Annotated in this window: 11 protein-coding genes; 5 read left to right on the forward strand and 6 right to left on the reverse strand. The window is 45.6% G+C overall.

What is annotated here, in order from left to right:
- Positions 1 to 42 precede the first annotated feature (42 nt).
- The 5 genes from ACTXGE_RS03415 to ACTXGE_RS03435 all read right to left on the reverse strand — a co-directional run bounded on the left by ACTXGE_RS03415 (position 43) and on the right by ACTXGE_RS03435 (position 6441).
- Positions 43 to 1236, reverse strand: a complete 1194-nt coding sequence (locus ACTXGE_RS03415; protein ID WP_443541806.1) for an ABC transporter permease — start codon at positions 1234 to 1236, stop codon at positions 43 to 45.
- Positions 1236 to 2534: an ABC transporter permease gene (locus ACTXGE_RS03420; protein WP_443541805.1), complete on the reverse strand. Its 1299-nt coding sequence runs from the start codon at positions 2532 to 2534 to the stop codon at positions 1236 to 1238. Before ACTXGE_RS03420 ends, ACTXGE_RS03415 begins: the two co-directional genes overlap by 1 nt.
- Positions 2535 to 2537: 3 nt before the next feature.
- Entirely contained in the window at positions 2538 to 3674 is a 1137-nt protein-coding gene (locus ACTXGE_RS03425; RefSeq protein WP_443541803.1) for an HlyD family secretion protein, read from the reverse strand.
- 115 nt (positions 3675 to 3789) lie between these two features.
- Positions 3790 to 4656, reverse strand: coding sequence for a YihY/virulence factor BrkB family protein (locus ACTXGE_RS03430; protein ID WP_435949138.1), 867 nt, complete (start codon positions 4654 to 4656; stop codon positions 3790 to 3792).
- A 102-nt stretch (positions 4657 to 4758) separates the two neighbouring features.
- The gene (locus ACTXGE_RS03435) at positions 4759 to 6441 is read right to left on the reverse strand and encodes a TolC family protein (RefSeq protein ID WP_443541801.1); all 1683 of its coding nucleotides are present in this window, start codon (positions 6439 to 6441) and stop codon (positions 4759 to 4761) included.
- Between the two features lie 168 nt (positions 6442 to 6609).
- On the opposite strand from ACTXGE_RS03435, the gene glpK reads away from it, so the two are divergent.
- From glpK to ACTXGE_RS03460, 5 genes are all read left to right on the forward strand, one after another.
- A complete protein-coding gene (gene glpK, locus ACTXGE_RS03440) occupies positions 6610 to 8181 on the forward strand; it encodes a glycerol kinase GlpK (protein WP_443541799.1) in 1572 nt (523 codons plus the stop codon).
- Positions 8182 to 8509: 328 nt separating this feature from the next.
- The gene (locus ACTXGE_RS03445; RefSeq protein WP_435951053.1) at positions 8510 to 9025 is read left to right on the forward strand and encodes a hypothetical protein; all 516 of its coding nucleotides are present in this window, start codon (positions 8510 to 8512) and stop codon (positions 9023 to 9025) included.
- A 184-nt stretch (positions 9026 to 9209) separates the two neighbouring features.
- Positions 9210 to 10568 (forward strand): hypothetical protein, encoded by a 1359-nt coding sequence (locus tag ACTXGE_RS03450; RefSeq protein ID WP_443541797.1) that lies wholly within the window; start codon positions 9210 to 9212, stop codon positions 10566 to 10568.
- A 59-nt stretch (positions 10569 to 10627) separates the two neighbouring features.
- A complete protein-coding gene (locus ACTXGE_RS03455; RefSeq protein WP_443541795.1) occupies positions 10628 to 11656 on the forward strand; it encodes an endonuclease/exonuclease/phosphatase family protein in 1029 nt (342 codons plus the stop codon).
- A 238-nt stretch (positions 11657 to 11894) separates the two neighbouring features.
- Positions 11895 to 12590, forward strand: a complete 696-nt coding sequence (locus ACTXGE_RS03460; RefSeq protein WP_317199029.1) for a TetR/AcrR family transcriptional regulator — start codon at positions 11895 to 11897, stop codon at positions 12588 to 12590.
- 136 nt (positions 12591 to 12726) lie between these two features.
- Here the strand turns inward: ACTXGE_RS03460 and ACTXGE_RS03465 are convergent, their stop codons facing one another.
- Positions 12727 to 13674: a hypothetical protein gene (locus ACTXGE_RS03465; protein ID WP_443541794.1), complete on the reverse strand. Its 948-nt coding sequence runs from the start codon at positions 13672 to 13674 to the stop codon at positions 12727 to 12729.
- Positions 13675 to 13682 lie beyond the last annotated feature (8 nt).

A 13682-nucleotide genomic window follows, 5' to 3' on the forward strand; every position in this document is an offset into this window, starting at 1 on the left:
AAAACGTCTACTTAACGGTAGGCGTTTTTTTTTAAAGTAGGGTTAGGATACTTTAGGTTCGGTACGCTTACGCAAAAGCAGCAATAGGACAAAGTACAATAGCCACAAACCCGCCAGCGCATAAAAGCCTGTAGCGACTTGAGAGAAGCTTGCGCCCATCTGATTAAGCTGTACTGAGGTGTTAATCGCAGGCGTCGTCGGTACCAGCCAGCGCAGCACTTGTAGCACCTCAGGCAATTGACTGGCAGGCCAAGGATAACCACTGACAAAAAACAGCGGTAGCGAGCTGAAAATAAGAATTTGCATGCTTCGCTCGCGCTGACGCAGCCAAAGTCCAAACACGCAGCCGAGGGTCGCCACCGTCGGGCAGAACAGCGTCAAGAACAACAAGCTACCAAGCATGTTTTGTCCACGCGGATAATTATTAAGCTCAAACGTCCAGCCATAATAAAAACAGCCCACAACGAAGCTTAGCGTAGCAAAGGCTGCGATACGCCCAAGCCAACCGCGAATAGAGGTGGCGTGCCTGCGCTGCTCATACCAAGTTCCGATGAGCATGGCGACAGCAATCAGTAAGGTCTGCTGCAAAATAATAATAGATACCGCAGGTACGACATAAGCGCCATAGCCTTCGGTTTGATTATATAAAGGGACGATCTGTAGCGGCACGGCCTGCGTGTTTTGGGCAGCAGTAGACGCATAAGCCCCTTGAGCGACGTTTTTTTTGACCTCAATGCCTGCCGACACCGTACTGACTGCCTGCAAAAACCCCATCTGTACGTTTTTGTTTAATAAGAAATAGCCGCCATTACCCAATACGCTGACACTCGCCGCTTTTCCTGAGAGTACTTGCTGCTCAAGCCCGCTTGGGATAATCATAAAGCCTGCGATGTCATCCAACCATATGGCAGCTTTGGCGTCTTGCTCAGTAGCGAACGACCGAGTTTCAAGTTGCGGACTGGCGCTAGCGTAACGCGCAATCGTGCGCGATAGAGTGCTATTGTCATAATCGACGATGCCTACGGGGACATTGTTGACCACTTCAGTGGAGTATGGCCAGGGATAAAAGAAGCCGTAAATGATAGGGGCGATAATCAGCATGAGCAGCACGCCTTTATCTGTGAACACATCCTTTATCGTTTGCAAATAGCTGTCCCAAAAAGTTTTGGGTGCCAAGCTTTGATGAGTCGATGGCTTATCAGAACTGATAGGATTAGGCGTTGAGGACGTAGACATTAGCGTGCTCCCCAGCGCTCAGGATGAGCCAACGCGCGTTTGGTGAGTAAGGTGCTCAGCAGCATTGTCAGACAGCTTGCCAATAGCAAACCGTATACGATAGGCAAGGAGATAGCGACAGGGGCTGCCATCTGTAATTGAGCGATATGGAGCTTAAGATAGTGGGTTAAGGGTAGCGCGTCGGCCCAATATTTAGCGTTATCACTAATAGCAATATAGGGATAAGTGACCCCAGCAAAAGCATAAGAAGGCACGGAGATAAAGCCGGTAGAGGACAGTCCCATGCGCAAAGAGAACGACCCTAGAGTAAAGATGGCTCCTAGCCAAAAAGACAATATCATCAGCAGACTAAAGGCGGCATAGGTAGTCAGCATAGCATCAAGAGCAATGTTATCTTGCGGTGTTGCCAGCCATAGCGTTAACGCAGCCCATAAACTATAAGCCAGTACTGGCCAAAAATACTTACCCAGTAATCCAAATAAAAGTACTGACAAGCTTGCTTTTTTAGTCATATGGTCAAAGGCTACTGACTCACTATGTATAACCTCTTTGCTCGCCAAGCGCTGCTCGCTATCAGTTAAACGCCTCAAGTCAGAAGTACCAGTATGAATATAGCGATACCATTGTCCAAGCGTTCTATCCCGTAGTTCACGACCAATAGTCGTCGCGCCAATGACCATCGCCAAAATATGTAGTAGCGCCGGTATCACCGTTGAGCCCAAAAACTGCTGATAGTTATTAACTGCATTAAACAAGCTGGTGCGCTGAATGGATATGGGCGAGTAGGCGATAGCCGCTTGAGTGGGCGACATGCCTTGCTTGATGAGGCGCTGTATCTCAACGCCTGCTGATAGTGTGCCAACAACGCCCTGCACACTGGTCTGGATGATGCCTGAATGTGTGCCGTATTGTGCATTGACTTGCAGAATAATAGGGGCAGGCTGGCTTGAGTTAATACGGTTTGAGAAGTTCTCGGGGATAATAACCAAGGCATAAATATCACGTTGCAAAATAGCCGCCTTGGCATCAGCTTGTGTATGATAAAGCTGTTTGACCCTCAAACTAGGGCTGGCGTCTAAATAACGCACTACTGTATTGGCAACAGGCCCGCGATCTTCGTCCATAACGCCAATAGGCAAGTTAGTGATCTGCGTCTGCGAAAATATCCACCACACCAACAAGATAGTCGCCAGTGGTATCCACAGCACCATGGCTAGATCCCAAGGATTTTTAAACAAAAACTGGCGCTCATAAGTCGCACTACGCACAAAAACTTTGCCAAGCTCAGTTGAAAACATAGCCTACTCTTGGAGAAGTGACGAGTCGATAGTGACAATAACGCTCATACCAGCGCGTATACGCGTATCAGGACTGACAGGACGCGCTTTAATCTCAAAGGTGCGCACATCAAAGCCATCGTCATTATTGGTCGGGCGCCAAGTGGCAAAGTCAGATAAGCTAGAGCTGGCATAGACTATAAATTGCATATCGAAAGGGTTATTGGCTGACGATAGCGCAGGAATAGTCCCAGTAAACTGCTGACCGATAGCAAATTGATTGAGATAGGTTTCAGTGACGTTGAGGACGACCCACTGATCATCAGTATTAACCAAGGTCAGTATAGGTACGCCTTGACCGATGACCTCACCTGTATTGACGATGACTGAATCCACGACCCCTGATATCGGACTTTTTAAATTGGCTTCCTCGCGGGCGACCAAAGCCTCTTCTAATTGCGCGTCCACTTGTGCTACTTGCGCCGCCGCCGCTGATTTGTCTTCACTGCGTGCGCCCTCCATAGCCAGCTCGTATTGCAGGCGCGCCGCTTCGGTCTGATCTTGGGTAGCTAAGTACTGCGCGTACGCTTCATCACGTTTTTGCCGTGCCATTAGTCCCTCTTCATAGAGGCGATTGACACGCTGATAGGTGTTTTGCGCCAAATCTGATGCCGCTTTATTCGCTTGCCAAGCCGCTTTTGCTTGCGCGATTTCCTGCGGGCGTGCGCCATTCTGTGCTTTATCCAACTGACTTTGCGCTGCCTGCTTGCCTGCGCGTGCTTGGTTGATCTTGGCGTTGATCTCAGGGGAGTCCATCTCTATGAGCTGCTGTCCTGCCTGGACCATATCGCCCTCACTCACTAATATCTTGGCGATGCGTCCAGGGACTTTAGCTGCGATAGAGGTCTGACGCATTTGCATCTGTCCTTGCAACGTAATAGTCTCAGGCGCACTGTTTTGACTACTTTTAAATAGCCCATAAGCGATCAGACCCAGCACACCAAGGATGACGAGGGCAAGTATGGCTTTTTTGATTATCGAAGAGTCCTTATCCTTGTCTGTTGTACGCTGATAGTTTGTAGAGGGATGCTCAAGATCATTTGTAGTGTGACTATCATCCGCTAAGTCTGCTTTGTTTAAATCATTATGAGAGTCAGTCATGACTGCAAAATCCTGTAGCAATAAAGTAAAAGGCTGGTGTTAAAAGTTTTAAAATAATTTTTATTTAAATGTCACGATCGAAAGTGACATGATCATAAGCTAAATAAGTAGTCGCTTATTGATAAACATGGATCGCAACAGGTTTTGAGTTTTCTATGGATTCAAAATTATAAATCGCCCCAAAGGCTACGATAAAGGCGGAATAATACAGCCATAGCATAATGACGACCGCTGCTGATAGTGCGCCAAATTCAGCACTATAGTTATTAAAGTTTTGCACATAAATGGAGAACAGTACCGACAGTACAATCCAAAGTATGGTGGCAAGCGCCGCGCCTGGCATCAGCTTTTTTAATGCGACAGCATCACGATTTGGCCCAAAACGATACAAAGTCAAAAAGCTTAGAAATATAATACCTGCAAGTATAGGCCATCTGCTCCATAGCGCTATCGTCTCAACGAACTGCGAAAAAGGAAAATAGGCGGCTACCAAGGGCACAAGGGCAATAGAGGAGATAGCAACAATAACTACCATGACAGCGGCTAAGGTTAAGCTTAATGATCGAATCGTGCTCTGTATAAATCCGCGCTCCTCATTAATATGAAAGGCCAAATTGATAAGCAAAATCAGATATTTGATACCTTTAGAGCCTGCATATAGAGCAAGCACACTTGAGAGCAGTAGACTAAAGGTCAAGCGCGAGTTGGTATTGGAGGTCAACTCAGTCAGGCGACTGTTTATGACATCGTAGACAGAACCCGGTACATATGCTTGAAGCAGTGCAATCTGCTCTTGCATTTGAGTAGGCGAGAACAGCAAGCCATAAATCAGTACAAATACCGCCATCACAGGAAATATAGATAAAAAACCAAAGAACCCTACGCTGGCGCAATGTGCCCAAACCGTAGAGGTGTTCGCTATACGCCACGTTTGTATTATAGGCTGCGCCGCGTTCGTTATTTTGCTCGTCAAATTTGTCATAGAGGAGTCATTCGCATTAGGGTGAGTAGTAGAGTAGTGCTTAGTAGTTGCTGTTTAATACTGCCTTTAAATAGCTATAAAGTAAGTAATTTTTATATTAAATTATTCGGTATACAAAGTGGGTAGCCTAATATCAGCGGCATTGAGATACGCGTTGAACGCTAGAGGTGTACCCGTGCTCTGCATCAAGGCGGCAAGCGCCTGCACATAATCGTTAGCGGTTTGCGCCTGCTCGGTACGTGCTTTGAGCGCTTGCGTCTGCGCTTGCACAACCTCTATCGTCGTATTGACGCCTTCCTCTAGTCCTAAGCGCCGCAGACGCAATACTTCTGTCGCCAAGTCAACATTGCTCTGAAGGGCTTGATATCGCGCTTGTGCATTATTGACATCGTTCCAGTTCTTCTCGACCAATAGCAGTAGGTTATCACTAACTTCAATCTCTGAGAGATCCGCTTGGCGTATCTTGGCGCTGCTTGAAGCAAGTGATGCCGCTTTATCCAGCCCGCCCCATAGCTTCCAGCTTGCTGACACCCCTGCAATCCAGCTCGGATCTCGCCCGACTTGACTATAGCCATAAAGCATAACCGTAGGCTTGTAGCCTGTGTCAGATAGCGCATGCAGCTGCTCAGCTTGCGCGCGCTTGGCGGCGACTTTTTGGAGTCCAGGATGCTGAGCGAGTGCTAAGTCTTGAAAATAGGACACATCAGGCAGCGGACGACTCGATACAAACAAAGGCGTGGTCGGCTTGATACGATATTCTGTACGTAGCAGACGCTGCAAAGCGATCATGGCTAGGCGCGCGTCATTATTAGCTTTGATAGATTCGCTTTTGGCATCTGCAAGCGCTGACTGTGCCTCTAAACGATTAACGCGTGAAATAAAGCCTTCTTCAAACAAGCGCTTGGCCATATAGTCAGTCTGCTGCAAAGTATCATAAGCATCCTCACGCAGATATGCAGCAATGATAGCCAGCTGCGCCTTAAAATAGCGCTCAATCAAGGTATTATACCGCTCGTTTTTATCCAGTACACTATCTGCTATCGCTTCTTGCGTGCGGGCGTTTGATGCGCCAGTCAGACTATCGGTGCGCTCAGCAGTATAAATGGGCCAAGCAAAGCCAAGACCTGCGCCCGAGGTAGACCCTGAGCGCTCAAAGTCATAAGACTCTGGAATACGCTCGCCGAGCATCTCACCAAAATTAGGCAATATAGGCGAGGGCACAATAGTAGGCGTCATACCATTAATATCAGCGCCGACAGTGTTGACGCCATTGACAATCTCATTGCGTAGAGAGGATAAATCCACATCTTCTTGTACTTTATAAGTACTCGCTGAGAGTTGCGCAAATACAAAGGGTCTGTCTATGGTGGACAGCGCCTGGGTTTGATATTCGCTTGAGGCAATCGCCGCCTGATTAGCAGCCAGCTTGGGCGAGACTTGCAATAAGATATCTTGTGCTTGCGCTAAACTCAAAAAACTAGAGACTTCCAGCGGGTAGCTGTTAGCAATTGTCTTACTAGTAATAGGGTCGATCAAGGTATTTAGCTTAGAAGCTGCGTTTTGAGTTAACGGTGAGGGCGCTTCTATACGTGTCTGAGTATTGCTATAGCGCGCCTCGCCCGTATCGATAATTTGTGTCGTGTCATCAGGTAGCGCTGTATAGTTAAGGGTAGGATCAGCATCAATACCTGTACCAGAACTGATATCTGCAAACGCGGGTGTTGAGAGTGCTATCAGTGAGGCTATAGTAATACAGTGAGATAAAGACAAAGGGGTAAGTTTCATAAACGATAAAGACCTTGCAACAAACCAATACATTTAGATTTTGAGCTATACAGCCCTAGATGCTTATGGGTATATTATAGACAGTAGTGACGTAAGTATCAGCATTATCGCAAATCTAGTCTTACAAACTACTAAAAATCGAATTTATAATAGGTGCAGGGGTAATCAATGGCAGGATATATATTAGCGTTAGATCAAGGCACCACGTCGAGTCGAGCCATACTATATGATGACCGTGCACATCCTATTGAGATGGCGCAGCAGCCCACCACCTTACAAACCCCAAAGGCCAGTTATGTCGAGCAAGACGCCCGCCAAATCTGGCAGACACAGATTAGCTGTGCTCATGACGTCATCAATCAAGCAGGACTACTTGCAACGGATGTCAGCTGTATTGCTATCACCAATCAACGCGAGTCGATTGTCATTTGGGACAAGCAGACGGGGCTGCCACTTGCGCCAGCCATTATTTGGCAAGATAGACGTACTGCGCCGTTTTGTGAACAGCTAGCTGCTGATAGCTCAGCCAATAACATAAGCCAGCAGGTACGAGATATCACAGGGTTGCGACTCGACCCTTATTTTAGTGCCAGCAAAATCTCTTGGCTACTTGAGAATCATCCGAACATAAAAGCGCGCGCAAGTAGTGGACAAATCGCGGTCGGGACGATAGATAGCTGGCTGATATATCAGCTGACAGGCGGCGAGCATGTCATCGATATCACCAACGCCTCACGCACACTCCTTTTTGATATTCACAAACTTGAATGGTCGCAAACGCTGTGCGCGCGTTTTGATATACCTATGGAGGTATTGCCCAAAGTTGTCGCCTCAGATGGCGATTTTGGTAAAACCAAAAAGGGGTTATTTGCTAAGCAGATTCCTATTCAGGCGGTACTAGGCGATCAGCATGCAGCACTGTTTGGACAAGGTTGTCTGGACGCGGGCATGGCCAAGAACACTTATGGCACCGGTTGCTTTATGCTGATGAACATCGGTCAAACACCAAAACTCAGCGCGCATAAGTTATTAACGACCATTGCATGGCAACGAAAATCAATGCCTACTCGTATCGATAACTTATCACTTAATCAAATCGTGCAGTCAGGCAAGCGCATTTTGCAGCCACCAAAGCGTGAGGTAACCTACGCGCTAGAGGGTAGCGTGTTTATGGCAGGCGCTATTGTACAGTGGCTACGAGATAATCTAGGCATGATCAAACAAAGCTGTGATGTCGAGGATTTAGCGCGGCAAGTGGACAGTAGCGATGATGTGGTTTTGCTGCCTGCGTTTACTGGTCTTGGCGCGCCTTACTGGCGCTCTGATGTCAGCGCAAGCATCACGGGTATGAGCCGTGGCACGACCAAAGCCCATATCGCACGCGCAGCATTAGAGGCAGTGGCTTATCAAACCTATGATGTACTTATTGCTATGCAAAAGGACAGCCCGCATCCATTAACAGAGCTGCGCGTTGATGGCGGCGCTGCCAATAATAATCTACTAATGCAGTTTCAGGCAGATCTACTGGGCGTACCTGTATTGCGCCCAAAAGATACCGAAATTACGGCTAAGGGCGCCGCGCTATTAGCAGGTCTAAAAACGGGACTTTATGATGAGTCTACTATGAGTGCGTCGTGGGAGGTTGAGCGTATATTTGAGCCAAGTATGTCTAATGAGATCAGAGAAAAGCATTTACACAAATGGCAAACGGCTATCGATAGGGCACTGCTGAGCCTATGATGCTGTTATGAGTACTTATAGCATGATACATGTTGTAACGTAAGAGCATCGTTATTCTGACGCTGTTTACATAGTTAGCCTATCGCATATTGTGCTTTAGTTCATATACTAATGGCGAGCTTGCAAATTTATAGTTCAAAAAATAAATTTCTATATAAACAATAACTAATAATTTAAGGATGATTTTATGAGTAACAATGATGCCCGTATTATAGGTGATACTGAAATTGTAGCTGCTGATGGTCGTGAACTAACCGATGCTGAACGTATTAGAGCTGAGAATGAGTTGCGTACGCCTGACGCTGGCGTGACCGAAAAGAAGGTCATTATGAATGATCCAGATAATATTGATCGCAGTGAAATCAAGCATATGTCAAAAGAGTCTAAAAAAGACTTGAATGCTGATATGATCACAGGAGAGCCGGGTTCGCATCCAATCGGTACTGGTATTGGTGGCGTAGGCGGTGCAGCAGCAGGCGCCGCAATTGGTTCTATGGCAGGTCCACTAGGTACGCTTATTGGCGGCGCTATTGGTGCTATCGCTGGTGGCGGTGCAGGTCATGCTTCAGCTGAGGCGATTAACCCTACTCACGAAGAAGCCTACTGGCGCGCTGAATTTGCCAATACTGACTATCATGCGCAGGGTCACGATTTTGATCGCGATGCCCATCCAGCTTATGCTGTAGGGTATGCTAATCGTCATCGTTATCCAGCAGATGCTCGTTTTGAAGATCATGAAAGTGAGCTTGAGCAATCATGGAACGAAGTCAAAGGCGAGTCACGTATGCAGTGGAATGAAGCGCGCGTAGCCTCACGTGATGCATGGAACCGCGTTAGCAAATAAGTATTCATATTAATATAAATGAATATTTACCAGACTTTATTAGGGCTTTCAAACCATGTTTTGAAAGCCCTTTTTAATGCTGTTGAGAAAAAAATAAAAGTATCGTATTGACGTTCAACAATAACAATAAGTGTCAAAAAGTTGTGCTAATCTTAGTCTGACAATAATAATGAACATAGAGCAAATGACTGATACCTTAGCAAATCAAAATCTCAAAACTGCATCTGATGCTGCACGTTTTTATCAAGGTAAATCAAGCCAAGGCTTAGCGCCTGGGCTATGGACTTTGGTATTGTCACAAGTCACCACTTGGATATTTGCGCGCTCGTTGATGAATGCAGCCATACTTGGGTTCTTTTATGGTATCGCAGGTGCTCTAGCTTATGCTATGTACTATTTTAGCTTTATCACTGGCGCTCATATTGTCGACAGCCTACGCTTCAAGCATGGCTTTGATAATATGCAAACCTTTATGCAGGCAAAGTTTGGCAGAGTGGGCGAGCATTTCTTTAATGCGGTTATTAGCTTTCGATTAGTCAGTGAAGTCTTTAGCAACTTGTTAGTATTTGGCTTTATCACTACCTTGTTTGTCGGCTTTAATGAGACTTATATTATCTTATTTATCGCGGTGGCCACTTTGATCTACTCGTCTATTGGCGGGTTGCATACTGCGCTTAAGACAGATGTTGTGCAGGCACTGTTGACGATTGGGGCGATAGCGGTACTGTCAGTAGCTATGTTCACCCATCCGCTGTTTTCATTGAGCGAGATTATCAACTCATCAAATAGTACTGATAATAAGGGCTGGATACTTCTTATAGTCGCTTTTATTCAAGTCTGGAGCTATCCGGCTCACGACCCTGTGATGACCGATCGCGGATTTTTGGCAGATCGCTCAACCACCAAAAAGTCGTTTTACTATGCGGCTCCCATCTCCATCATCTGTATTGTACTGTTTGGCCTGCTTGGCGTATTTGCGCAGTTAAATAATGCTGGTGGGGCGACAGAGGTCACTCAAACGCTCAGCACGCTATTTTCACCTTTGGTTATGATGTTATTTAGCTTTGCGCTCATAATCTCAGCGATATCGACGCTCGACTCTACTTATGCCAGCGCCGCTAAGCTGGTAGCTGTCGATATGAAACTCATCAAACCTACAGTCAATAATGGCAGGCTGGTGATGCTTGGATTTTTATTGGTGGGTTTGGCATTTATTGCGACAGGTAGCAAAGACTTATTTGATGCAGTCGCGGTGAGTGGTACAGCCTCACTATTTTTGGCACCAGTAGTATTTTTTAGCATTTGGTCAAGCTGGGAGGTCAAACCTTGGGCGATTGTTATCAGCTTTGTCTCGGCGCTTAGCGCTGGCATTATTTATATGCTTGAGAACGGTGGATACCTCGCTGTGATGACGCCTATATTTGGCGTAGAGCACAAGTACGACAAGCTATTAATACTCTGTGTTGTGGCCTCCGTTGTTGGTGCGATAGCTTTTGTGATAGCAAGAGTAAAACCTACCGCGAATCGCGCTCACATTGGCTAAAGCTATGACACTGACACTGACATTAAAGCTATTACACTGACAATCATATAAAGGGTCTTATGACTGATTCCAATCGTAGTAACACTCGCCGCTCTTTTTACATAGCTACTGCTAATCTTTTAAACTTTGCCAATGCAGAGCGCATCTACTATGAAAACGCGCCAGCTTATAATAAACAAGATTATGCACACAAACTAAAGGGTTTATCAGATCTATTGGCAAAAGCACACGCTGATATCATCGCCGTGCAAGAAGTATGGGATAGCGATGCGCTTGAGGACTTAGCAATGTCACTAGGGTTCAAGCCTGAACATGCCGTCATACCACTAGCCAGTAATGATACGGCTAGTGTGCATACTCGCGGACTCGGTGCTCAAGATACGCCAGCAGTTGGTATTATTACGCGTTTTGAGCAGTTAGAGAGCAGTTTACTTGAACAAATTGCACCAAAAGCGGTCATCGATATTCCTGATGTAGGGCCTTATGAGCGCTTCAACCGTCCACCACTATTATTACGAGTCGATGCCTTTGGGCAGCCAATCACTATAGTTACAGCGCATCTAAAGAGCAAACGTGCTTTTTTCTTACGTGATGACGATGGCAATCTATTAGAAGATATGGATGATCCAAACATACGCATCCGTGCCAAGCTACGTAGCCTATGTATGCGAGCGGCGGAAGCGGCCTCTATCCGTTTGTCTATTATCGAGCGTCTTCATCATACCCGTGAGCCGCTCATACTACTAGGTGATATGAATGATGTGACTGGTAGCGTGACTACTCAGTTGATGACCGAGACAGGGGAGGTAAATTATGATAAAAGTATGCGTGACGTATCATTATTTGATGCCGCCCGTGTGCAAGCTCGCTACGGATGGATGAAAGACGTTGCCTACACGCATATTTACCAAGGTATGCCTGAGGTTATCGATCAATTGTTCGTGTCTGAAGAGTTTTTACCTGAGAGTAAATTTGCGCTTGGGTATGTTGAGAGAGTCGATTATTTTAATGATCATCTCAAATGGGATTATGCCGATAGACCCACTGATCATGGTATAATCAGAGCCAAAATAAAGCTTAACGATTGACCCTTTTGGGGTTAATCGATACATTATTATTTGACCCATTCCTGTCTTTTGCTTGATAATGTACAAGTACTTATGAATGCCTACTTATTAAACATACAGTCAAGTTTAATGCTACTTGCACTATAAACATAGTGGCACGAAAATTGCTGATATAAAGTGTTAAATTAATATCAGATTTAGCATCATTTAATAATGACGGTAGACAAAAACAAAAAGGCATAACGCTAAGAGGTTTGTAATGAGTGAGAGTAAAGACGACAAGATAGAAGACGTACTTGTAGATTCGGAACTGGCAAAGATGCTAGTGCCGAACAAATTTAAATTTACTAGTCAGCAAGGACGCGTACGTCGCCAAAAATTATTGGCGGGTGCCAAAAAGCTAAGTGAAACCCAAGCGATTAATGACATTACTCTAGCTGCTGTATGTGAAGAAGCGGGTATCCCAAGAGCGTCCGCTTATCACTTTTTTCCTAATATCGAAGCGATATTTTTAGCGCTGCGTTTTTTGAATGCTATTGAGTTATTAGAGATATTGCAGACCGTTGAGACAGGTGGCTATGACAGATGGCAGGGCTATTTGACCGCGCTTATTGATCGCTGCGTGCAGATTTTTCATGAAGATCAGACCAAAGCTAAGCTGATATACGATACCAACACCCCTGATTTTGAAGGCGATAGCTTCGGTGAAGACATCGATCATCAAATCGTTAATTTGGTATACAAGCGCTTATCTGAGCGTTATGAGATGCCAAGCTTTGACGATATTCAAGACACTATGTTGATAGCTTATAGCATCATTAATGCAATCTTTACTTTGTCGTATCGTCGTCATCAAGCGATTACAGATGAGTATATACAAGAAGCAAATACAGCATTTATCGCTTACCTGCGCTGTTATCTGCCAGAGAAACTACCAGCAAAAAAGGGTTCATAAATTGGGCTCGCCTATGGGTTTGAGTCAATATTAAACTCATAGGTAGTCTGTACTATATATTGGTAATCTATATATCCACGCAAAGAAGCCAACATTGATATGTTGGCTTCTTTGTATTAGGCGACAATCTATTTAGTTACTGGTCAGCGAGGGTATACGTCGCCGTTGGTTTAGGCATAGGAATAATAGCACTGCTTTGAACCTGACTGTCTACAGGCATGACTTGACCGTTACAGATATCATTTCTAGCATCTAGTGGTTCATACTGCTGGTAATAGTCGTTAATGTGTTTAATCAGGGCGGCGCTATCTATATCAGTATTGGCATTAATATAAGCTTCTCGAGCTTGTTCCAACCAGCGATCAGCCATCCTAAAATGAGGGCTTGATTCGCGCCAACCGCGAGCACAGTGATCTGCTGCCGCCCAAATAAGAGACACCTCACTAAAGGCCAGCTCACGCGGTGCACTATCGATACCGCCTGAATCTTTGAGCGCACTCAATGTTGCCCAAAGGTCAGGGCGCATCATATCAGAGGTTTGAGGAATGTCGCTGACAAGTGCAATGCTTTGCTCTTTATTATTCTTTAGCGCATAAAAAATAGTACTGCCCCTCTCATACGCATAGTCAGCGATAGCGGCGCGGCTATTCATACTATATTTGTTATTGGCATAAATAAGCCAAGCTTGCGCCTTGTACGCTAGGTACTGTTGACGCGCAGTGACATTTGACTGCTCATAGGGCTGCAACTGCGCAATCATACAAGCGATATCGCGCTGCTGTGAGGTCTGATACTTAGACGTTTGTAATTCATTATCATCACAGGCGCTAATTTGATTGGTAACCATGCTACTGACGACAGGGCTTTCTACTATAGGATTAGTCACTGGTTGGACATCAGTTTGGACAATAATGGGCTGTACTGCGATAGGTTGAGAGACTGAGGTAATACGAGTAGTACTAGCAAAGTCTAAATCTGCAGAGGCAGAAGAGGTGATAAGTGCTAGCAGTGTCGCTGATAGAGCAGCTGGGAGATGGCGCTGATAAGTTAGTATTTTAGTTTTGAGGTCTGAGGCAGTCATCATAATACAAA

Source organism: Psychrobacter sp. T6-4 (assembly GCF_052258425.1).
Lineage (GTDB): Bacteria > Pseudomonadota > Gammaproteobacteria > Pseudomonadales > Moraxellaceae > Psychrobacter.

What these genes read in the sequence shown, in the direction of transcription:
- ACTXGE_RS03415 (WP_443541806.1), bottom strand. Translation starts at nt 1,236, where the DNA reads ATGTCTACGTCCTCAACGCCTAATCCTATCAGTTCTGATAAGCCATCG.
- ACTXGE_RS03420 (WP_443541805.1), bottom strand. Translation starts at nt 2,534, where the DNA reads ATGTTTTCAACTGAGCTTGGCAAAGTTTTTGTGCGTAGTGCGACTTAT.
- ACTXGE_RS03425 (WP_443541803.1), bottom strand. Translation starts at nt 3,674, where the DNA reads ATGACTGACTCTCATAATGATTTAAACAAAGCAGACTTAGCGGATGAT.
- ACTXGE_RS03430 (WP_435949138.1), bottom strand. Translation starts at nt 4,656, where the DNA reads ATGACAAATTTGACGAGCAAAATAACGAACGCGGCGCAGCCTATAATA.
- ACTXGE_RS03435 (WP_443541801.1), bottom strand. Translation starts at nt 6,441, where the DNA reads ATGAAACTTACCCCTTTGTCTTTATCTCACTGTATTACTATAGCCTCA.
- glpK (WP_443541799.1), top strand. Translation starts at nt 6,610, where the DNA reads ATGGCAGGATATATATTAGCGTTAGATCAAGGCACCACGTCGAGTCGA.
- ACTXGE_RS03445 (WP_435951053.1), top strand. Translation starts at nt 8,510, where the DNA reads ATGAATGATCCAGATAATATTGATCGCAGTGAAATCAAGCATATGTCA.
- ACTXGE_RS03450 (WP_443541797.1), top strand. Translation starts at nt 9,210, where the DNA reads ATGACTGATACCTTAGCAAATCAAAATCTCAAAACTGCATCTGATGCT.
- ACTXGE_RS03455 (WP_443541795.1), top strand. Translation starts at nt 10,628, where the DNA reads ATGACTGATTCCAATCGTAGTAACACTCGCCGCTCTTTTTACATAGCT.
- ACTXGE_RS03460 (WP_317199029.1), top strand. Translation starts at nt 11,895, where the DNA reads ATGAGTGAGAGTAAAGACGACAAGATAGAAGACGTACTTGTAGATTCG.
- ACTXGE_RS03465 (WP_443541794.1), bottom strand. Translation starts at nt 13,674, where the DNA reads ATGATGACTGCCTCAGACCTCAAAACTAAAATACTAACTTATCAGCGC.